Source organism: Segatella copri, assembly GCF_015074785.1.
Lineage (GTDB): Bacteria > Bacteroidota > Bacteroidia > Bacteroidales > Bacteroidaceae > Prevotella.
The window spans coordinates 599858-620245 of record NZ_CP042464.1; the positions used below are offsets into that span (position 1 = coordinate 599858).

The 20388-nt window shown below is 44.8% G+C and carries 17 protein-coding genes and 3 pseudogenes; 12 read left to right on the top strand and 8 right to left on the bottom strand.

Annotated elements, in window-relative coordinates:
* Positions 1-209 precede the first annotated feature (209 nt).
* The 6 genes from FO447_RS15930 to FO447_RS02500 all read left to right on the top strand — a co-directional run bounded on the left by FO447_RS15930 (position 210) and on the right by FO447_RS02500 (position 5070).
* Positions 210-482, top strand: coding sequence for a hypothetical protein (locus FO447_RS15930; RefSeq protein ID WP_234699047.1), 273 nt, complete (start codon positions 210-212; stop codon positions 480-482).
* Entirely contained in the window at positions 469-987 is a 519-nt protein-coding gene (locus FO447_RS02480; protein ID WP_234699048.1) for a hypothetical protein, read from the top strand. The genes FO447_RS15930 and FO447_RS02480 overlap by 14 nt, the downstream gene beginning before the upstream one ends.
* Positions 956-1399: a helix-turn-helix domain-containing protein gene (locus FO447_RS02485; RefSeq protein ID WP_234699049.1), complete on the top strand. Its 444-nt coding sequence runs from the start codon at positions 956-958 to the stop codon at positions 1397-1399. Before FO447_RS02480 ends, FO447_RS02485 begins: the two co-directional genes overlap by 32 nt.
* 160 nt (positions 1400-1559) lie before the next feature.
* Positions 1560-1823 (top strand): hypothetical protein, encoded by a 264-nt coding sequence (locus FO447_RS02490; protein ID WP_200757503.1) that lies wholly within the window; start codon positions 1560-1562, stop codon positions 1821-1823.
* 33 nt (positions 1824-1856) lie between these two features.
* Entirely contained in the window at positions 1857-4895 is a 3039-nt protein-coding gene (locus FO447_RS02495) for a BspA family leucine-rich repeat surface protein (RefSeq protein WP_200757505.1), read from the top strand.
* A 13-nt stretch (positions 4896-4908) separates the two neighbouring features.
* A complete protein-coding gene (locus tag FO447_RS02500) occupies positions 4909-5070 on the top strand; it encodes a hypothetical protein (RefSeq protein WP_153137438.1) in 162 nt (53 codons plus the stop codon).
* A gap of 85 nt (positions 5071-5155) precedes the next feature.
* On the opposite strand, the pseudogene FO447_RS16320 reads toward FO447_RS02500, so the two are convergent.
* Positions 5156-5341 (bottom strand): annotated as a pseudogene (locus FO447_RS16320) (hypothetical protein); the annotation flags it as partial.
* Between FO447_RS16320 and FO447_RS02505 the strand changes: the two are divergent.
* Positions 5284-6072, top strand: a complete 789-nt coding sequence (locus FO447_RS02505; RefSeq protein WP_228114884.1) for a PDDEXK nuclease domain-containing protein — start codon at positions 5284-5286, stop codon at positions 6070-6072. The pseudogene FO447_RS16320 and the gene FO447_RS02505 sit on opposite strands and share 58 nt — an antisense overlap.
* A gap of 117 nt (positions 6073-6189) precedes the next feature.
* Here FO447_RS02505 and FO447_RS16325 read toward each other — a convergent pair.
* Positions 6190-7334 (bottom strand): annotated as a pseudogene (locus FO447_RS16325) (PDDEXK nuclease domain-containing protein).
* A gap of 368 nt (positions 7335-7702) precedes the next feature.
* Between FO447_RS16325 and FO447_RS15935 the strand changes: the two are divergent.
* The 3 genes and pseudogenes from FO447_RS15935 to FO447_RS02525 form a co-directional block, all read left to right on the top strand.
* Positions 7703-7918: pseudogene (locus FO447_RS15935) on the top strand (RteC domain-containing protein); the annotation flags it as partial.
* 133 nt (positions 7919-8051) lie between these two features.
* Positions 8052-8213, top strand: a complete 162-nt coding sequence (locus FO447_RS02520) for a hypothetical protein (RefSeq protein WP_171479883.1) — start codon at positions 8052-8054, stop codon at positions 8211-8213.
* 22 nt (positions 8214-8235) lie between these two features.
* Complete coding sequence (locus FO447_RS02525; RefSeq protein ID WP_228114414.1) at positions 8236-8817, top strand: N-acetyltransferase; 582 nt, start codon at positions 8236-8238, stop codon at positions 8815-8817.
* A gap of 707 nt (positions 8818-9524) precedes the next feature.
* On the opposite strand, the gene FO447_RS02535 is transcribed toward FO447_RS02525, so the two are convergent.
* The 3 genes from FO447_RS02535 to FO447_RS02545 form a co-directional block, all read right to left on the bottom strand.
* Complete coding sequence (locus tag FO447_RS02535) at positions 9525-10448, bottom strand: ATP-binding protein (protein ID WP_234699050.1); 924 nt, start codon at positions 10446-10448, stop codon at positions 9525-9527.
* A gap of 547 nt (positions 10449-10995) precedes the next feature.
* A complete protein-coding gene (locus tag FO447_RS02540) occupies positions 10996-11205 on the bottom strand; it encodes a DUF4248 domain-containing protein (protein ID WP_006846942.1) in 210 nt (69 codons plus the stop codon).
* A gap of 328 nt (positions 11206-11533) precedes the next feature.
* Complete coding sequence (locus tag FO447_RS02545; protein WP_200757507.1) at positions 11534-13579, bottom strand: VapE domain-containing protein; 2046 nt, start codon at positions 13577-13579, stop codon at positions 11534-11536.
* 181 nt (positions 13580-13760) lie between these two features.
* Between FO447_RS02545 and FO447_RS02550 the strand changes: the two genes are divergently transcribed.
* Entirely contained in the window at positions 13761-13898 is a 138-nt protein-coding gene (locus FO447_RS02550) for a hypothetical protein (protein WP_181992797.1), read from the top strand.
* A gap of 264 nt (positions 13899-14162) precedes the next feature.
* Here the strand turns inward: FO447_RS02550 and uvrA are convergent, their stop codons facing one another.
* The 3 genes from uvrA to FO447_RS02565 form a co-directional block, all read right to left on the bottom strand.
* A complete protein-coding gene (gene uvrA / locus FO447_RS02555) occupies positions 14163-17060 on the bottom strand; it encodes an excinuclease ABC subunit UvrA (RefSeq protein ID WP_200757509.1) in 2898 nt (965 codons plus the stop codon).
* A gap of 34 nt (positions 17061-17094) precedes the next feature.
* Positions 17095-17565 carry a 23S rRNA (pseudouridine(1915)-N(3))-methyltransferase RlmH gene (rlmH, locus tag FO447_RS02560; protein ID WP_006846932.1) on the bottom strand — a complete coding sequence of 157 codons (471 nt, stop codon included), beginning with the start codon at positions 17563-17565 and terminating at the stop codon, positions 17095-17097.
* A gap of 311 nt (positions 17566-17876) precedes the next feature.
* Entirely contained in the window at positions 17877-18197 is a 321-nt protein-coding gene (locus tag FO447_RS02565; protein ID WP_022120939.1) for a DUF4491 family protein, read from the bottom strand.
* A gap of 242 nt (positions 18198-18439) precedes the next feature.
* On the opposite strand from FO447_RS02565, the gene FO447_RS02570 reads away from it, so the two are divergent.
* Positions 18440-20191, top strand: a complete 1752-nt coding sequence (locus FO447_RS02570) for a phospho-sugar mutase (protein WP_118065366.1) — start codon at positions 18440-18442, stop codon at positions 20189-20191.
* Positions 20192-20388 lie beyond the last annotated feature (197 nt).

The following is a 20388-nucleotide window of genomic DNA, read 5'->3' on the forward strand; positions in this document are numbered from 1 at the left end:
TTAAGGTTTCGCAAGTTTTGCCCTTTCAAGGCGTGTGGGGCTAACTTATGAAAGTTCAGTTGATAATATAGCGAAATACTCAATTATTTGTATGTTTTGTAAACTTTTTAAGAACATTTTCCCTTTTTCTAAAATTATTTTCTTACTTTTGCAAGCGTATTCATTATAATAATGTATAGCAAAGAAAGTAAACATAAGATAAGAAACGTATGGATTCATTATTTCTACTTCAGTTTGCATGTTTCATATTCATGCTCATCAATGCCATCTTCGTGGCACTCTCTCATCTGTATGTAAGATGGGTGAACAAGCGGTATGAGCGTTCCCGCTGGATGGTCGTTTTCGCCATGATAGGACTGGCGATACAGTATGTGATACAGATGGCTTTCGGATTCCGTGCTGCCGACGACATTCTCGGGGCGGTCGTCAACATCCTCATCTATACCCCCCTGCTTCTCGCTCATCGCCATGGCCATCTATAACATAGAGACCACACGTGCCAACCGCAGGAAGATGAACCTTGTATGTGGCGGCATTAACGCAGCCACCCTCCTGGTCTTCCTGGTGGGCATCAGTCTCCATCACAGCCTTTATATCAAGGAAGGACTTTATATGATGCTTGCCCTGTTCTGCATGAGTGTAGCCTACAGCATATCCATGATCGTGCGCGAGATGATCAGGCGCAAGAAGATGTTGGAGACAATGGCAGCTACCGATATGTTGCCCTACGTGAGATATTCACGTGCCAGTGTCTTCATTCTGTTCCTTTCATCTCTCACCATGCCGGTAGTTATCTTTTCCACCACCTTACTGTTTATCATAGGTCCGTTTGTATTGCTTGCCCTGCTGTTCTTCAATCTTACGTTTATCTCTCTCGGTAGCAACTATATCCCTACCGAAGAACTCCTGGACAAGGAAGAGGAATACAATGACTTGGCTAGGACTGGATACAGGTATGGGGGGGGCATCTTCTGCCAAGCAGCATGACTCCGCTGACAGTAGTACAGAATCTTTACATCCGCTTTCCGATGAGCACAGAGATTTCATCCAGAAGAGTCTTGATGACTGGTGCGCCAATTCGGGCTATAAGGACTGTAATGTAAACATGCTTACCCTCTCCCGAACCCTTTCCATCCCCAAGGATGAGTTATCAGTATACTTCGACCAGTATCTGAAAACCACATTCAGAATATGGCTCGGTGATATACGTTTCAATGCGGCAAAGAAGATGATATTGGAATGCCCAGACTATAGTAATGACATCGTTTCTGCCGAATGTGGCTTCTCAGCCCGAACCTATCTATACCGCATTTTCAAGACAAAGGAAGGTTGTACTCCTACCGAATGGCGGGAGAAAATGGCTCCTAATGTAGCCGCAGATGATAAAAAGCAGGACTAACCATTTTTCGATAAATACCAGGAAAACGCATCACTAAAGGGAATAAATCGTTAAAAAGGGTGTCTACTTCCTACGAAGTAGACACCTAAAACATAGGAAGTAGACACATAGACAGGGGAAGTAGACACCTTTTTCCGAAGAAAAACACTATCTTTGCGCCATGGAAAATATAATAGAGACTTTCATGAAAGAGAAACAGGCTATTTTTATAGTGGCATTGTGTCTTCTGTTGCTCGCCATAGTCATGGGCTATGCCATGGTTCAAGACTACAGGATATATCTTGATGAAAACTACAAGGCTCGCTACAGCTTCTGTGATTTCATCAAGAGGGAGAGATACTATATCTATCTGTTTCTCGTACTGACTTTCGTCATCATCCTGGGAATGACAGTATATATAATGGCTATGAGAGGATATATGTAAGAAAGTAGAATAATAATAAAAAAAATTACTGATATGAATAATAAAAAATCTACAATTTCTAAACAATGGTCTTACATAACTGACCTTGTTTCAACTAATGCAGTAAAGAGTCGCAGACTCTCTCTGCTTATGTTGATGTTGCTCACGTTGTTGTTTGTGCCTACACGTGTGGTGGCGCAGATAGATTACGACACGTCTGTAAAGTTTAAAGCCTTAGCAGGTAACCCTGAAGGCATCGTTGGTATGACTTACACTAATCTCTTTGATGGCCAAAAGACACGAGGTAATTTCTCCATGTGGTGCTGTGGCTTTATTAATGGCAGTAGCAGTGCCTATGTCATCTTCGAAGCCAGCAAGGCAGGAGTGCCTGTGGGCTACACCATCACAACGGGTGATGACAATGCAAGTATGAAAGGTCGCAATCCGTTGTCATGGAAGCTCTATGGTAACAACGAAGGCAAAGATGGTAATTGGAAGCTCATTCAGGAGATAAGCAACGACGAGAAGCTCGAGGATAAGAACTATGCTTCGTACGACTTCAAATGCGAAGGTTCTACTTATTATAAATATTTTAAATGGGAAATCACGGCTATTCATAGCGGAAAAACATTGCAGGTAGGCGAGTTTGAACTCAAGCTCAAAACAACCTGTTCGCACAAGAATGCCGATGGTTCGTCTGCCCTTGGCAAAGCTATCGAAACCATTGAGGCTACTTGCGTAGAGCATGGCTATACCACACACGAATGCTCTATTTGTCATTCCATAGTAAAAGTAGATAATAATGATGAGCTAAAGAAGCACACACCCACCCATCATGTGCAGATAGATGCTACATGTACAGCAACTGGTAAAATAGAATACTGGCAGTGCAGTGTGTGCAAAAAACTCTTCAGCGACGCTAATGCTACTACTGAGATTACGGATGCTGCCAGTCTTGATATTCCCGCAAAAGGTCATAAATACAATAGCGAAGGCACCTGTACTGTATGTGGTGTAGTAAACCATCGCTGTGCTTTGTTCGATAACCTGGATGGTATAACCAATGTTACCATTACTGACAATGATGCCAGATATCCTTGGCAGATGCTGAACTTGGAAGCAGATGGAATGAAAAATCTTGGCTTCGATATTCCAAAAGGAAGCAAAGGATTGATGTCGGATAATTATGATCAGGAATCTACTACATCAAGGACTGTAGTCACGTTCACAGTAGAAAAGCTTATATTATTGACGTTTAAGTATCTCGTTTCTTCAGAAGAAGATGATAAAGCCACTATTACTTTAGATAGTAAAACGTATGGGACGATTAGCGGAATTAAGGAAATAGAGATTAAAGCATTATTATCTGCTGGCAAGCATTCTTTGAATTTGTCTTACGAGAAAGACCGTATGTATAAGAAAGGTGCTGACCGCGCATTCATATACAATCTGAAAACAGCAACCACTATTTCTGACTATGTAGCCCAGTACGATGATACGAACACTACATTGACTTTCAAGAAAGTTACTGATGCCAATATATCAGATATAGTAAACAACAGTGTCATTGTAGACCAATATAATAATGTGAAAGAAATTTGCACAACTTTAGGAAATGTTACTATCAAGAATATCGTTTTCGATGAGAGTTTCAAGACATACGCTCCTACATCGTTGAAAGATTTCTTTAAGAACTGCACAGCATTGGAAACAATTTCAAACATTGAAAATTTGAATACAGCGAATGTGACGAATATGACAAGCATGTTCGACAACTGTCAGAACCTCTCTTCGCTCAATCTCTCTAAATTCAACACAGAGAATGTGACGAATATGTCATACATGTTCGACAACTGTCAGAACCTCTCTTCGCTCGATCTCTCTAAATTCAACACAGCGAAAGTGACGAATATGTACGCTATGTTCACTCACTGTCAGAACCTCTCTTCGCTCGACCTCTCTAAATTCAACACAGCGAATGTGACGGATATGTCATGGATGTTCTCTGACTGTCAGCTCTCTTCGCTCGACCTCTCTAATTTCAACACAGAGAAAGTGAGGGAGATGTATAACATGTTCAGTTTCTGTCAGAAACTCTCTTCGCTCAACCTCACTAATTTCAACACAGAGAAAGTGACGAATATGGACTATATGTTCAATGGCTGCTCCGATCTCACAACAATCTACGCCAGCGATAAGTTTATAATAGCCGAGTTCAATAATGGTTATAAAATGTTCTATGGTTGTAAATTGCTCAAGGGTGCTCTTCCAAAGTATGACGAAAATTTGACAAGCAGCGATTACGCCAACTACGTGAATGGCTACTTCACAAAGCTGGTAGGCAAGAATGGTGAGGAGAAGATAGGAGCTGTAGGAGACATACTTACTGCGGATAATCTTACTCTTGACGACAACAAGGACTTCGTGGTTTACGAACCGTTCACAGCTAAAGCCGCCTCTTATAGCCGCGAGATGAAGACTGGCACAACATGGGCTACTCTCTGTCTGCCTTTCGAAGTATCGCTCGAAAATAAGGACTTCCGTGCCTTTAAGCTGCTTTCGGCTAACGAGGGAACTAATACTGTGGAACTCGAAGAGATTACGACAAGCATCGCAGCAGGTACTCCTGTCATCATCAAAATGAACGAAGGAGCCACCGAGCTCAACTTCTCTGTTGACAACAAGGAGATTGCAAAAGAAGTAAATACCTCAGAGACAGAAAACGGTAGCTATCAACTCCAGGGCATCTATACAAAGAAGGTGTTCGACAAGGATGCCGACAACAACTGCTACATCGTGAAGGGCGACAAGCTGATGAACCCTGCCAAACTGTTGGAGAATACCAATAATAAGACTGTTGGCAGCAAGCCGTTCCGTGCTTACATGGTAGACAACTCTACTGCTACTGCCGCTGGTGCCAAGATGTTCAGCATCGCCATCGGTGGCGGTACTACAGCCATCGACAGCCTCAACACTATTGCTGACGACAATGCCACATACTACGACCTGCAGGGCAATCGCCTCAACGCTCCTCAGAAGGGTATCAACATCGTGAAGCGTGGCAGCAAGACAATGAAAGTTATCATCAAATAAAAAACTGAGAATTATGAAAAATAAAGAATATGTAAAGCCAGAGATGAATGTCTACCAAATGGAGACTCCATCTATCCTCGCTGGCTCTGTAATAGAGAAAGCAAAGGAAGAGGATTATAACGAAGATGCTGTTAGCAACTATCGCGATCCAAGTGGCAGCATTTGGGCTGATTAAAAGAAGTCTCACCCCTCCCCCTGCCATAGATGGCTGTTGGGAGGGCGTTTTTGGTATGCTCGGCTATGCTACATTGACGGGTTCATACCCCGAAAGGTACCCAAAATAGAAACCGCATGTACGGTGGTGTGAGAGGTCGGAAAACGAAAGTAGGAGAATAACTACTTCGTTTTCCTCCTACTCGATTATGGTGCGAGCTATAATAAACGCAATTTGGACTACTACAAGCGTTTCTATCTCCTTTTCCCTGACATACAGATTGTGAACACATGTGTTCACAATCTTAGTTGGTCGCATATACGCCGCATACTTTCTGTTTCAGACCCCAATGCCAGACTTTGGTATTTGAAAACCGCAGATAAAGACATGTGGAGTTTTCGTGCGCTTGATCGTAACATATCCACACAATACTATGAGCGTAGATTGGCTGCGCAACGTGAGAAATCGGCACTGCCGGTAGATATGGAAAACTCAACCGACCCATTGGAATATATCAAAAATCCAATGATGGCAGAGTTCATGGGGTTTCATCGTGATGCTGATTATAACGAAAGCGATTTTGAAAAAGCTTTAATTGACAACCTTGAAAAGTTCATCATGGAACTTGGACGAGGCTTTGCCTTTGTTGAGCGTCAACAGCACATAGTTACTGATACGGACGATTTTTATATTGATTTGGTATTCTACAACTATCGCATGAAGCGTTTTGTCATCTTTGAGCTAAAGACACATAAACTCACACACCAAGATATAGGTCAACTTGATATGTATGTACGAATGTATGACGACCTTATCAAAGGTGCTGATGACGCTCCTACTATTGGAGTGCTGCTTTGCACAGATACCGACAATACGATAGCACGTTATTCTGTACTTCACGACAACAATCAGTTGTTTGCAGCCAAGTATATGACTTATATGCCAACAGAAGAAGAACTGCGCAATGAAATTGAACAACAAAAACGTTTCTTTATGGAGCAGCATGGTTCTCGTAATTTATAAGAACTCAAGCTTTGCAAGTTTAGCCCCACACGCCCTGTAAGGGGCGTGCTGCTTCTGGGAGCTTTTGGGCCTTCAGGGCGTGTAGGGCAAAACTTGCGAAACTTGAATAATTCAATATTATTCGTGTTCAATGCTACCCCCAAACTTAGCTTCCCATTCCTCTATCGTCGGCATAGTTCCTTCTAATTTTTCAGGATAGAATTTTTCTAGATCGTACTCAGAAATAGCTATGGGTTGGCTGCTTGATTCCAGGGCATATTGTGCCTGGATACGGTCTTTCTCCTTGCAAATAAGTAAACCTATAGTAGGATTGTCACGCCCCTCTTTGCGAAGAAGGTGGTTACAAGCTACTACATAACCACCAAGTTGCCCGACATCAGCAAAGGTGAATGAACCTATCTTGACTTCCAGAACTATGTAGCATGACAAGTTCAAATTATAAAAGAGCAAGTCGATAAAGTTCTCTTTCTCTCCAATCTGCAAGCGATATTCCTTGCCTACGTAGGCAAAACCTGTACCAAGTTCTGTTAGGAATTTGGTGATATTGTTGAGCAAAGCATCTTTAAGAATGCGCTCATTATATGGTTTGGTGATTCCAGTGAAAGCAAAGTTGTATGGGTCTCTTGTGATTTCTTGTGCCAAATCGCTGCCGACCTCAGGTAATGTGCGGGTAAAATTGCTCAAAGCTTTCCCTTGTCGTTCATACAGAGACGAGTCTATGTAATTGTGAAGGACATTCCTGCTCCAGCCGTTTACTACTGTTTGGTGTATATAGAACAAAGCCTTCTGTGGCTCTGTTAGGAATTTGTCAATCAACAGCATGTGATGCCCCCAAGGAGTTGAGAAAATATCTTTTTCCACTTGGTCAGCAACTTGCTGACCAATTTTCGTGGTGTTATTTTTTATTCCAAGTTGAGGCAAATTGGCATCCCTTTCCAATTGGTCAGCAATTGCTGACCAATTTCTGTGTATGGTAGATACATGCAATAGAAATTCTTCATATAAAGAAGATTCTTCGGTGAAAAGCAAGTTGCCAAAGGATTTGCTTCTTTCAAATCTCTACTAAGATTTTTGAAGAACTTACTGCCCCAACGTGTCTCAGCTTTTAAGGCAACAATATCTCTGCCCAAACTCCAATAGAACTTGAGCATTTCTGTATTCACCTTTACCGCAGCCTTTATCTGGCTCTGGCGATAACGCTTACAGAGTTCCTTGACCCATTTCAAATAATCTTTATCTAAAATGTTTATCGGTTTGTTCATATTTTTGTTCCTTTACAATAGCTTTAGATACAAATAAAAAAATGCTTTCTTCTATCTGTCTCATACGCCATTCATTTATTTTTCTGCAAATATACGATTATTTTGTGAAACCTACAAGAATAACCGTTTTTTTTCGCGAAAATGTTTTTTTGAAGTCTTTGCAAGAATGCTGTTAATATCCTTGTTCTCCTTTTGTTGCCTCATTTTCAGATTAGGCGGAACAGGGTTAGGGCTCACCGAGGAAGTAGAGGATGTAGGAGACTTGCATTGGGGTGAACTCCTTGCAGTTCTTGCCATACCCTTTGCCAGCACATCTTCCTGGCAATTTCAAGGCTTCGCTGGGACATGCCTTCTTCCATGCCTTCAGCTCTGCCTTTTTCCATACCTTCTTCCATTCCTTTCTGGTACCTGTCATCCAGGAGGTACAGGAGCTTCGTGGCATCAAAGCCAAGGACTGCTATCGTTTCTATACCGACATCGGAAGACGCAAAAACCATAGCCATACTTACTTTCTAGACAGAATGCAGGAGAAGTTGAACGACAAAATGCGAAAGGATGATGAATTGGAAAGAATGAAACGTTAAAATGGCATGAAGTTGGTATTTGGAATTTTTTCGTAGAAATTCAACAGAAAGTTAACAAAAAGTTTGGTAAAGTGAAAATAAAAGCATAATTTTGCAAATTAAATAAGTACATAACATTAAAAACAAGAAGATTATGGCAATAGAAATTAAAACAATACCTGTCCTTCATGGTGAGGCAGCAGCTCGTTTCGTTGAAGCGGCTGATGAGGCATTGGAAAAGCGTGGCTCCATTGACTTCTCCAAGCAAGTAGCCAAGGCACGTGCTATATTAAAACGTTCAAAACTGTACATTTAAAATGTTAGAGCAATGTGATTTTATGGAACTGACAGAGGAAGTCTTGCAGCAATGCAAAGGCTTCACTTGTAAGGATGAGGACATAACAGAGTTCTTCACCCAAGACTATGCTGACTATGCCTATCAGTTGCTTGGAAAATCATATTGTTTTGTTAAACCAGATACATCTGAAATAGTCTGTGCATTTACAGTTGCTAATTCGAGTGTAAAAGTAGATTCACTTCCTTCAAACCTTCGGAATAAGCTTAATAGAAAGATTCCGAATGCTAAGCGAAGACCGCAGTATCCAGCAGTGTTGGTTGGACAGTTGGCAGTAAGCGATTTGTTCAGTGGGCATCATGTGGGAGATGAATTGTTGGATTTCATCAAATCATGGTTTATAGACCCATTGAATAAAACAGGATGCCGATATGTCATTGTTGATGCCGTCAACCATTCGAAAGTGTTTGAATATTATCAACGAAATGGTTTCAAGTTCTTGTTTTCGTCAGATGAGGAAGAATGGACCTTTTTGCATAACAAAGGTCTAGAGCCAACAACTCCGATAGAGCCGATGAAGACACGACTGATGTACTTTGATTTGATTTATCTTCGCACAAAATAACAAATAAAAGATGCCCTAATTTAAAGGAAATTAAAGCAATCGGCTGCAATCAATATACTCTTGATAAGCTAAGAAGTGCTATAGTTCCAAGGGTCTATACACCTCGACAAGAGGGTGTATAGACCCTTTTTCCTATTGCATGATGTCTTCAGGTAGAAGTATCTTAGCTTCTTCGTTATTATATCCCATCATGTTATGCTTTATTATTATCGTTCACAAAGATAATCTTTCTGAACGATAATTCCAAATATTTGAGTAACAATTAGTTGCATGTTATTGTTATTTTACTATTAATCGGAATTATTAAGTAGTATTTGCATGTTTTTTACTGGATTTAAGGTTGCTTTTCATCGATTTTCTTCATCGGATTACGCGGAATTATCCGATGAAAAATCTGCGGAATCTGCGTGACTTTAAATCCAAGCCAAGAATCTGTGTGAATCTGTGAAATCTGTGGGACAAGGTGGAAGACTTAGTCTTGACTTGCGTGCGGAATTTCCTCAGAGTGAGGGATTTTCCAGGACCAACTTGTATGATATCAAACGGTGGTTTGCGTTCTATTCAAGTCAAATAGAATTTGTCCACCAGGCTGGTGGACAATTTTCCACTTTTCACTTGTTTGCTACTGCGAATGTCGGCTGTACGATATAAAGAAGGGTCTATACGCCACCCGTTCATCGTGTCATATAGACCCTTTTTCTGTTGTTTTATGGTGTTGCTATTTTCATCTCCGTATCAACGCTTAGTTTGCACAAATTACTCATTGCATAGAGTGGAATTACATCTACATGGCGAATGGCATCCTGGGATTCTTTATCAACATACTCAAACTCTCCGAAATTCTCTAGGGATGTACGAACAGCATGATGAAGAGCCTTCTTTCTCATGAATAGCCATAAGCTTTGCATGCTACCCCTGGTAGTGGCTTTCACTTCTATCGGTAAAACCATACCATCCTTGGCTTCCAGAAAATCAATCTCAGCATTGGTCCCTCTTGACAAATTCTGCCAATAATACATTTCTGCCTTCTGGAAACAGTCGTGGTTCTTGACGAGTTCCAAACCAGCAAACATTTCTGATGCAGCACCTTTATTGACGAAATCAACATCCGAAGCTAAAAGTACATTGGCAGCAGGAGTACCCAACATGGTTTGCATCAGTCCCAAATCCAAGAAAAGATATTTCCTGTAGCTGTCATTCTCTTCAGCTCCAAGTGGAACGCCATTTCCATCACTATGGGTCACCGGCTTTATGAGTCCTGCCAAGGTCAATAAATGAAGTGCGTCTTTGATAACCGAAGAATGAACATCATCGGCCACCTGCCTATAGACAAACTTACTGCCAGCCTGCAAAGCTACGGAACGCAAAACCTTTCTCAATAAAGCCGGAGATACACGCGACTTGTACTTGGCAAAATCATCCTGATAGGTATCCAGAATATCATTATGGACATGAGCGCATTCTATGTAACTGTTAGTCTCTATCCATTCTGTAACTGCGGCAGGCATACCACCCACCAGATAGAAAGTCTTCAACTGGTCCACCAGTTTATTATGAACGGCCTCTGGAAGCGGAGATGAGGGTGAAGCCTGCTGCTTGTAACTCACCGTGGTATCTAGTCCCTGTGCCATGAGAAATTCTTATGCTTTCACACGTTCTATGCACGTCAATATCCTTTGAAAAGAGTCCTCTTATGGATGGCTGGCTCTCCAGATTGATCTCTACAAAGTACTTGAATTCTTTACCAAAGTGGCGCACAGCAGAAGATTTTCCTACTTGTCTGGCTCCACGTATCAGCAGCGGTTTTCTTCTTTGAGAAGCCTTCCACTCCAGGAGTTTTTTATCTATAATTCGCTTGTAATATGTCATTTTGTATAATTTATTGATTTACAGTGCAAAGATACAACTTTTATCCAAAAGTCAAGGCAAACAATAGTTAATTTTATCCAAAAGTCAAGGCTAAAATAATGGCTTTTTATCCAAAAGTCAAGGCTAAGAGCCTAAAACTGCCGTCATCAAGAATCTGTGTCGCCAAAATCGTGATGCAGCATTCTCGCTTGAGGCGGATTGCAAATCCGCAAGGAAATAGGTCGAGCCTTTTTTGACGTCGGATTGCAAATCCGCCGGAACGCCTAGCGGGGGTGCGTTTCTTCTTTACGTCTGGTGTAGGAAACAGGGTTAGGGTTCACCGAGGAAGTAGAGGATGTAGGAGACTTGCATCGGGGTGAACTCCTTGCAGTTCTTGCCGTAACCGGTGGCGGCGAGCTTCTGGAGAAGGTCGGGGATGCGCTGGATCCATCGCATCAGGTGAGCACTGGCTACTGCTGGAGTAGCATCGGGAAAATATAGAAGAGCTAGCTCTTGCTTGGTATAACTTCTTAAATCCATAGTTTTGTTTGATTTTTATGAGGGTTATGAATGAGTTGCGGTTCATAAGCTACTGACTTTTGCATCGTAAGTCTCTGACTTTTGTATCGTAAGTCTCTGGCTTTTGCACCGTAAGTCTTTGGTTTCCGTTTCGGAAGTAACCGGCTTTGCTATGACACATGACACTTATGACAGTGAATTCTGAAGATTTGCTCTCGCGCGGGCAGGCAGGAAAAATCAGGCCGAAAGTTCCTGCCTGCCCGCGTGCGAGGCGAAAAGTTGAAAAACTAGTGTCATAAGTGTCATAGTGTCATAATCTGACCAGTGGGAACCGATGGCTTGGGAACGGCTAGAACGGGGCATCATCATCGGATTGCGGCGAGTTGATGCAGAGGGATACCTGGTATGCCTTGATTTCCTCGGCAGTACGTATAATCGCCCTGTAACCACGGTTGTAGGTGGTGCGCATCTTTTCGAATCCGAGATCATTGAAAGCTCTGCCCAACTTGGTGCTGCTCAGCTTCTGGGAGATGTTGCAACTGATGATCTGCATCGCTCTGGCTATGGACACGAACTCCCCTGTCTCCGCCTCCGTTGGCTTTCGGAAGTAGAGATCCACAAGTTCCTGTTCTAGTCTAGGCGCCTCAAAAGCGCGGTTGTGCCGGTTCTGCTTTTCTATCTCCTCATCGGTGAACCAGTAGCGGAAATCACTCTTGTAGAGGGCGTAAGCCTGGGCGTAGATGCCTTCGTAATTGAACGGATGCTCACGGGGCGAGAGGATGCTCTCTATCTCGTAGGGCAGCCAGCGACGGTTACCGGTAGGGTCGCTCAAAAACTCGGGATTGTTGCCCGTGCCGCAGAAGGTGTTGATATGCTTGCGCTGCTCGGCATAATGGCCGTATGCCGCCCTTTCGTTGGTATACTGCATCGTTACCACTGCCTTCAGCTGGTTCAGTTCCGACGGACTCATCGTGTCGAGCTCTTCATAACAGATGAGTGCATACTGCGAAAGGGCGATGATATCATCCTTCGTCATGCGCCTGGCATTCGCCTTTGTATAGAAGTATTGCTTCAGTTCCGGCGGCAGGAGATAGTTGAACCAGGTGGTCTTGTAGGCGCCCTGTTTGCCGATGAACACCAGGATGACATTGTTTACGGCACCTTCGTCTATCCATCCTGCTATCATCGCCACGAGCCATTTCCTGAGGGCTTCACAGAAGGGCATCACGGGGTCTCCCTTCATCTTTACCGTGGCAGCGAGTTCGGCTATATAGTCCTTGTCGCCTTCCTGCCAGGGTGGGAGATTCTCCAGATAATCGGTGAAGGGATTGTAGGGCGGGGTATAGTCGCTCTCGATGACATTGATCATGTCGCTCTTGCTCACCCTTGCGGTTAGCGACATGTTGCTCCATTGCGTATTCAGATCGCGGTCCTGGAGGATTCGCCATTTCCCCTTCAGATACTCGTAGCGCAGGGTGATGAGGTTGAAGCGGAGTTTGATATGTCCGTCGAGGAAGTCTTTGATTTCATCTACGGTGGCATAGGGAATCTTTCCGGTTTCTGCCTTCGCCTTCTGTGGGTGAGAGGTGTTGTCGTAGCACGATTTGAACACCTGTTCTACGTCGTCGTATTCGGGAAACTGCCTGATAGCCCACTGGGTGGCTTCTTTCCTGTCGTACCGTTTCTTAGCCATCATGTAGCCCACCCGCATCACATACTGGTTGTGGTTGCCGGGTTCGTACCTGATCTTTTCGCTTTCCAGCTTGGGTTTGACGATCTGCTCGTAGTAGTCGGCGATGCGTTCCTGTTTCTTTTTCTTCTGGGCGGTCTTGAGCGTAGCTGAATGGAAATGGCTGATTTCCTCGGCGCTGAAGGCTTTGGCTTCAGGATTGAAATAGACTTCGGGGTCGTAGGCGAGTCCGCTGAGCCTTGTGATGTTCTTGCAGAGCGGATCGCTTTCCTTGCCGATGAGATGCGCGTAGTAGTCGTTTCCCATGGCGAAGGCGGCGGGATAATCCTCGCCTTCGTAGCGGTAGATGACGCGCAGTCCGTTGCCGCTCATGGTAACGTAGCAGAGCAGGGTGTGGGCATCGTGGCAGATTCTCTCTTTGAGCGAGTGCAGGGTGCCGTCATCCGGTTTTTCTGTGATGTGGTCGAAGTCGACCAGCGACAGATGTGTGAGGCTCCGGATGTTGTCCTTGCCTTTTCCGCCTTCGAAGATGCAGGCTACGGCGAAGAGGGGTGCATCGTGCTTGTACGACTTATTCCCCGTTTTCCGGTAAGACTCGGTGAAAAACCTGAGTTTCTCATCTTCCTTCATGAAGGTTACCAGGCCTTCCAACTGGCCAGGTGAAGGAATCTTGCTGGCCATGTTAATGAATGTACTGATGTTCATAATCTCCTAAAAATATTATATTGTTTATACAATATATGTATCGGTTATTCGTTTCCTTATAGGTAAGCAGATTGTTGAATCTGTAATACATGGTGCAAAGATAATAAAAAGAAAATAAAAAAGAGTTCCCGTAGTGGGAACTCGTATACAATAATTACAAACAATTTAAAAAAAATAAGTAATGAAGATTGTTAATTTTATTGCAGACAACAGCCGTTTCGGCGTTGTTCTGAGTGAAGTGATGAAGAACCATCATGTATCTGGTTCTGATCTGATGTTTTATGCTGGGATGCATAAGGAAAACATTTTTGCAATCTAAAAGGGTAAGGGCGATTATCGTCTCAGTGTTTATGTGAGGATTGTTTCTGCTCTTCGGTACTTTATCGAAGATCCGGAAGAATACGCCCGAGTGAAGCAACGCCTTATCGAAGCAGCCTTCGATGATAGTTACTTTTTTAACAAATAATACTTTTGAATTGGATTTTTAAATTAAAAAGTGGAATCCGGCGGTTGTCGGATTCCACTGATATCGTATTTTTTCGACGTTTCGCAAGTTTATCGCCACACGCCCTTAAACTTCAATTTAACGCAAGAACTTTCCGGTAAGGCTTGCCTTGCAGGCAGCTACTTCTTCCGGAGTTCCGGCAACAACGAGATTGCCGCCCTTGTCGCCGCCTTCAGGACCGAGGTCGATGATATAGTCGGCACACTTGATGACATCCAGATTGTGCTCTATCACTACCAGCGAATGGCCCCTTTCTATCAGGGCATTGAAGGCATGGAGCAGGCGCTTGATGTCGTGGAAGTGAAGACCCGTGGTAGGCTCGTCGAAGATGAAGAGCGTAGGCTCCTGTTCCTCCTTACCTATGAAGAAGGCGAGCTTTACACGCTGATTTTCACCTCCCGAAAGTGAACTTGAATTCTGACCGAGCTTGATATAACCCAGACCTACATCCTGAAGCGGCTTCAGGCGGTTTACGATGATGCGGCAGTTGTCGAAGTCGCCCTCGTTGCGCTGCAGCTTTTCATCGCTGAAGAACTCAATGGCCTCATTTACCGTCATGTTCAGCACATCATTGACATCTTTTCCGCCATAGCGTACCTCCAGGATGTCGTGCTTGAACCGCTTGCCCTTACAAGCCTCGCAGGTCAGCGTGAGGTCTGCCATAAACTGCATCTCGATGGTAACATATCCCGCACCCTTACATTCCTCGCATCTTCCGCCTTCAGTATTGAAAGAGAAGTACTGCGGCGTGAATCCCATCTGCTTAGCCAGTGGCTGGTTGGCAAAGAGGGCACGTATCGCATCGTATGCCTTCAGATAAGTGGCTGGGTTGCTGCGGGTACTCTTTCCGATAGGGTTCTGGTCAACAAACTCTACATGATGGATGCTCTTCCAGTCGCCTTCCATCGATGTATATTCGCCTGGTGCATCTGCTACGAGGTCCAGACGGCGACGCATGGCAGGATAGAGAATTCCCTTGATGAGCGAACTCTTGCCTGAGCCTGATACACCGGTTACGCAGGTGAATACGTTGAGCGGTATCTTAACATCGATGCCGCGCAGATTGTTCATCCGGGCTCCCTTGATTTCGATATACTGGTTCCAGGCACGGTGACTCGTTGGCGCCTTTATCTCCTCGTTGTGGGTCAGGTACTTGATGGTATAACTCTCCGGATATTCAGCCAGCAGCTTTTCCTGTTCTGCCTTATCGGTGGTTGAATATTCTGATGACGGACCGGCGTAGACCACTCTTCCGCCCAGTCTGCCGGCATCAGGACCGATATCGATGAGATAGTCGGCTGCCCGCATAATCTCTTCGTCGTGTTCTACCACAACCACCGTATTGCCCAGTTGCTGCAGTTCTTTCAGCACCTTAATCAGTCGGGCGGTATCGCGGCTATGGAGTCCGATACTAGGTTCGTCGAGGATATATACGCTACCCACGAGCGATGAGCCCAGGTTGGTGGTCAGGTTGATGCGCTGACTCTCACCGCCGGAGAGGGTGTTGGAGAGTCGGTTGAGCGTAAGATACCCCAGACCAACATCCAGGAGGAACTGCAGGCGGTGGGTGATTTCGGTGAGCAGACGCTTGCTGATTTCCTTTTCATGCTCAGAGAGTTCCAGCTTCCTGAACCATTCGCTCAGGTTCACAATCGACATCTCAACCAGTTCGGTGATGCTCTTTCCGCCAATCTTCACATAGTTGGCTTCCTTCTTGAGTCGCGTACCATGGCAGTCAGGACAAATCGTCTTTCCTCGGAATCGGCTCAGCATCACGCGGTATTGTATCTTGTACTGGTTCTCCTTTACCATTCTGAAGAACTCATCGATGCTCACCCTTTCCTGCTGTTTACGTTTCTTCTCGCCAGGCAGACCGTGCCACAGCCAGTCCTTCTGCTGCTGAGTCAGTTCGAAATAAGGCTTGAAGATAGGGAAGTCGTATTCTGCAGCTCTGCGGATGAATTCCTTGAGCCACATACCCATCTTTTCGCCTCGCCAGCAAACCACACATCCGTCATATACGCTCATCGAAGTGTTCGGGATGACGAGTTTCTCATCGATGCCTATTATGCTGCCGAAACCTTCGCAGGTAGGGCAGGCTCCGAGAGGTGAGTTGAAGGCAAACATATTGTCGGTAGGCTCTTCAAACTGCATGCCGTCAGCTTCGAACCGGGTAGAGAAGTCGTAGCAGATGTTGCTTGGCAGGAAAACGAGGCGGCAGGCTCCATCGCCCTCATAGAAGGCAGTTTCGGTAGAATCCATCAGTCGGCTGATGTCATCCTTCTCATCGCTTACCGAAGCACGGTCGATGACCAGGAAGATTTCTTCATCCTTCTGTTGCATTCTCTTTCTCAGTTTGTCGCCGCTTACTTCCAGCAGATCCTTGTCAGCCTGCTCCATGAAGTCTTCTATGCGTACGAATTCACCTTTTATATATATACGCGCGTAACCTTCCTGGTTGTACATCTCCAGCTGTTTGCCCAGACTGCGCCCTTCGATGACGTGGATAGGGGCGAGGATGACAAACCTGGTACCCTGGGAATACTGTCGGGTACAGGCGAGTACATCTTCGGTAGTATGGCGTTTCACCTCCTGTCCGCTGATAGGCGAATAGGTTTTTCCGATGCGTGCGTAGAGCAGTCGCAGGTATTCGTAGATTTCGGTGTTGGTGCCCACGGTAGATCGTGGGTTGCGCGAAATCACTTTCTGTTCGATGGCGATGGCAGGTGGCAATCCCTTGATGAAATCACATTCCGGTTTGCTCATACGTCCCAGAAACTGGCGAGCGTATGAAGAGAGCGACTCCACATAGCGGCGCTGGCCCTCAGCATATAAGGTATCAAAAGCCAACGATGATTTTCCCGATCCGGAGACACCCGTAATGGCAACAAACTTGCCCTGAGGTATCTTCACATCGATATTCTTGAGGTTGTTGGCTCTTGCCCCTTTTATTTCTATATATTTATTTTTCCCCATTTTTTTACCTTTTTACCTTTTTACTTTTTTACCCTTATTCGTGGTGGTAAGGTTCACCTTTTATAATAGTACATGCGCGATAGAGCGCCTCGGTAAAGATAAGGCGCACCATCTGATGCGAGAAGGTCATCTTGGAGAGGGAGATCTTCTCGTTGGCGCGGTCGTAGACAGACTGTGAAAAGCCGTAAGGACCGCCGATGACAAAGACGAGCCTGCGGGCAGTAGCCTGCTTGCGCTCTATCCATTTGGCAAACTCGATGCTTCGGAATTCCTGTCCGTGTTCATCCATCAGCACCACGGTATCTGAAGGCTGGAGGAGTTTCAGAATCAGTTCTCCTTCCCGTTCCTTCTGCTGCTGTTCGCTGAGACTCTTGGTGTTCTTGAGTTCAGGAATGGTTGTTATGTTGAAAGGCATGTAATGGGTGATGCGCTCAGCATAATCCTTGATGCCCGCAATGAAATGCTTGTTTACGGTCTTTCCGACCAGAATGAGTTCTGTCTTCATTTCGTTGGCGTTTTCTTGCTATACACTTTACACTTGAATTCTTCACTGAAGTTTCGCAAGTAAGCCCCACACGCCCTGAAAGGGCAGAAGCTCCTAGCCCAGGGCATCGCCCTGGGTGTTTATGGGCGCAAACCTGTCGCCCTGTAAGGGCAAAAACTTTCAAATACCTGGCAATATACAAAGCTTTTGCCCTTACAGGGCGCCTTGCTGATTGCCATTATACCCAGGGCGATGCCCTGGGCTAGGAGCTTTTGGGCCTTCAGCCCGTACTTGAACCACATGCGAAACTTCAGTTCTTCACTCTTCGTTCTTCACTTCTTCTCGTCCCTGTAATATCCTGTTCCTATTCTTTTCGGATTCTTCGGGAACCAGCCTTTCTCGCAGCGTTGTCTCTGTTCGAAGAGTTCACCGATGCTCCAAAGGCATGAAGCACCTACTACGCCCAGTATGGCAGAGAAGAGCACGTTGGCAACCAGGAAGGCAGCTCCGATGCAGATGATGCCTGCAACGAGGAAAACCCACCAATAGCGGGTGCCCGTATAATATTCCGTCTTCATGACGATAGGGTGAAAGATACCTATTATTAAAAAGGTGGATACGGCGATGATGACGCCCGTGTAATATACTTCCATATTCTATTGTTTTATATTTTGTTCATTCAACTTTTGTTATCTTACCAATACAATATTGCTAAATAATAGCCTTATTCTATTTTCAATTCCATTTCAATGTGCAAAAATACAAAAAAAACTTCAAACATGTTTGGTTTATCAAAATTTTTATATAACTTTGTACGCAAATAGAGAAATTATGCATTGTTTTCGTGCACATCCTTCTCGATAAGAATTAATTAATAACATAATATAATCAAACTATGGCTAATAACGCAGAATTGATCAAGCAGTGTGAAGAAAGAGCACAGCAGTGGCTCACACCTGCTTTTGACGAAGAAACCCGTAAGGAAGTAAAGGCAATGCTCGACGCAGAGGACAAGTCTGCTCTCGTTGATGCATTCTATCAGAACTTGGAGTTCGGTACTGGTGGTTTGCGCGGTATCATGGGCGCAGGTACCAACCGCATGAACAAGTATATCGTTGGTATGGCTACACAGGGCTTTGCTAACTACATCCTCAAGGCTTTCCCAGGTGAGGAGAACCTTTCAGTAGTGGTAGGTCACGACTGCCGTAACAACTCCCGTCTCTTCGCTGAAACCGTAGCAGCCATCTTCTCTGCCAATGGCATCAAGGCATATCTCTTCGAGGGCCTCCGTCCTACACCAGAGATTTCTTTCGCTATCCGTGAGCTCGGTGCCAAGGCTGGTGTCAACGTAACTGCTTCTCACAACCCTAAGGAGTACAATGGTTACAAGGCTTACTGGAGCGACGGTGCTCAGGTTCTGGCTCCACACGATACAGGTATCATCGAGGAGGTAAACAAGGTTACTATCGACCAGGTGAAGTTTGAGGCTAACTGGGATAAGATTCAGATTATCGGTGGTGAGATGGATTACGACTACATGACAGCCGTTCACTCTGCCATGATTGACCAGGATGTCATCAACCGTCAGAAAGACCTCAACATCGTTTATTCAGCTATGCACGGTACAGGTCGTGTCATCGTTCCTCTCTGTCTGCGTTCTTGGGGCTTCCAGAACATCAATGTAGTTCCTGAGCAGATGGTAGTAGATGGTAACTTCCCAACAGTGGTTTCTCCTAACCCAGAGAATGCAGAGGCTATGACCCTCGGTATGAAGCTCGGTACCAAGTTGAACGCTGACCTCGTGGTAGCTACTGACCCAGATGCAGACCGCCTGGCTATCGTTTGCCGCGACGACAAGGGTGAGTGGATGATTATCAATGGTAACCAGACTGCCATGATGTTCTGCTACTACATCATCGAGAACAAGAAGAAGTTGGGCAAGTTGAAGCCAACAGACTTCCTCGTAAAGACCATCGTAACAACAGAAGTTATCGCTGAGATTGCCAAGAAGAACAACGTAGAGTTACGCGACTGCTACACTGGTTTCAAGTGGATTGCACGCGAGATTGCTATCTCTGAGGGCAAGCAGCAGTACATCGGTGGTGGCGAGGAGAGCTTCGGCTTCTTGCCATACGATAAGGTACGCGATAAGGATGCTCCTGCATCTATCTGCCTCATCTGCGAGATTGCAGCATGGGCTAAGGATCAGGGCAAGACTCTCTACGACCTCCTGATGCAGATTTATGCAGAGTATGGCTTCAGCAAGGAGTTCACTGTAAACGTAGTTCGCCCAGGTAAGACTGGTGCAGACGAGATTAAGCAGATGATGGCAGACTTCCGTGCCAACCCTCCACAGGAGTTGGGTGGCAGCAAGGTGGTAACCTGGAAGGACTACCAGAGTCTGGAGACTAAGCATGCTGACGGCAGCGTAGAGAAACTCGATATGCCTGCTACAAGCAATGTACTCCAGTGGTTCTGCGATGACAACACCAAGGTAAGTGTCCGTCCATCAGGTACAGAGCCTAAGATCAAGTTCTATATTGAGGTAAAGGATCCTTCATTCAAGTGCGCTGGCTGCTACAACCGCTGCACAGCTGCTGCAATGGATAAGATCGAGGCTATCAAGAAGAGCCTGAAGTTAGATTAATTTCATAGGAAATCATATCATGGCGCTCCGGTAATTATTGCCGGAGCGCTTTTCGTTTCAGTAACCGTTTATTCTTCTCGAAATAGGGTAGCAAGTTACCCTCATTATCATGTTTTTATAGAAAAAAAGCAAAAAGACTTGCATATTTTCTGATTTTTATTTACCTTTGCACCCATATTACAAAATTATAACATATA